Below are 1,659 nucleotides of genomic sequence, written 5' to 3'. Positions count from 1 at the left end.
GTCTGGGCCGAGCGCGACCCGGCAAACGTCCGCGAAAGGTCTGCCTTCATCGCCAGACGCGCAATCCCCAGATCCGCATAGTCTGAAACATATCCCATGACCCTCTCCTGTGTGAGATGATCCTGCGCGCAGGACCGTTCGGCGCCCACCTCTGTGGCACGCCAGCCGTAAATGACGATCATCCCGTGATCGTCAGTGAAGGAGGCGATGCGGCCTGCCAAGTCCCGGCCTCGAGCCATGGAGGCCGCGCGTTGCCCCGCAATCGACGCGCCACGTATTTCCGCATATCCATCGCCACCCTGGCAGAGCCGTTCGGGCATGCGCGCGGGCCTGCAGATATCTGGACAAAGCCTGCACCTCGTGATGCCGTCTGTCCGGTGATCCCAAAGGATTTACGCTGGTTCACAAGGACATCCCCGGCGATGAACCTCGCCGTGGTCCGGCAGGCTTCCCGACAGGTTCAGACGGAGCAGGCAATGAGGCGTCCGAAACCCGCAGCGGCCGCTGCGTGCCGTGCGCCTCGGCCTGACCCAGCCATGACGGAGATACCGTCTCCGGCTGCGCTTTCGCCCCTGAACCCAGGACTTCGGACAGACGGCACAAGGGCGCAACGGGAACAGAACCTGCCTGCATTCCTTCCCTGCGGGTCCTCAGGACCGCGTTCCAGTCCTCTCCCGGCCCTTTCGGAGATATCCGCCCAGACCAGAGACCGACGTCCTGCGCCATCGCAGCGAATTTCCCGGCATAACGATCCCCCTGCAGGTCGTTATCAACGGCAACAACCAGTCGCGCTTCAGGCTGGGCGGCGACCTGCGTCATGACCCGCTTCAGGTTCGCTTCGCTCTCTGGGCTCATGCCGCCACCCGTCGAGGTATAGAGCGTTCCTTTCGGAAAGCGATCGAGTGCAGCAAAGGACAATGCATCAATGGCCGCCTCGGTGACGACAAGGCGCGTCACCGGTTCTTCTCCCCCGTCGGCCCGGAAACCAAAGAGACGCTTGCCAACCCCGCCCGTCGAAAACCCCTTGTAATCCGGCCCCCGCATTTCCATGCCGGTGAACTGCCCGTCCGCATCCCGGTGGCCGAACCAGGCAGTTCCGTGCGGGCCTTCCTTCAGCGCCCCCTGCTGTCCGGCAATCGCGACAAGATGGTCGGGCAACCCACGGATCTCCGTCAGATAGCGCCATGCAGCCGTCCCCTGTCCAGGTGCGGCACGACGGTTCCACAGTTCAGCGGGATCGCGCCGCGGTCTGTCATCGGCTCCCTTCGTACGCTCGGCAACTTCGAGCGTCGGGCTCCTGCCGATCAGGGCGCGAAGTTCCTGCCTGACATGACCGAGGTTCTTCGAGGGATCGAGATACTGGACAAGCTTGAAGACATCACCTTTGCCGTCGCCCTTGGGGTCCCACCAGCCCTTGCCATCGTGATTGACAATAATGGCCTCACTGTCACGGCGAAATTTCAGGTTACGTGCGGAACGCTGCGCGGTGGCCTGCCGATCCAGCCGGAACCCGGCTTTCTCCAGCACAACGGCGCAGTTTACAGCATTGCGAAGCTCATCAAGTTCTCTTTGCTGTGCTTCTGGGGAAGACGTGTAAGCCATGAAAGACACTCCTTCACGAACAGCATGGGTTGTGTTTCAGACCGCTCCGGTATTTAC

General features: G+C 62.2%; 1 protein-coding gene and 1 pseudogene. Both read right to left on the bottom strand.

From position 1 onward, the window contains the following. Positions 1-320: pseudogene (locus AC1RQ9_RS18810) on the bottom strand (hypothetical protein); the annotation flags it as partial. Between the two features lie 82 nt (positions 321-402). After that, on the bottom strand, positions 403-1,602 hold the full coding sequence (locus AC1RQ9_RS18805; RefSeq protein WP_217420553.1) for a DUF3991 and TOPRIM domain-containing protein: 1,200 nt from the start codon (positions 1,600-1,602) through the stop codon (positions 403-405). Positions 1,603-1,659 lie beyond the last annotated feature (57 nt).

It is taken from the genome of Komagataeibacter ossonobensis, assembly GCF_057359305.1.
This window is presented reverse-complemented; position numbering and strand designations above follow the sequence as displayed.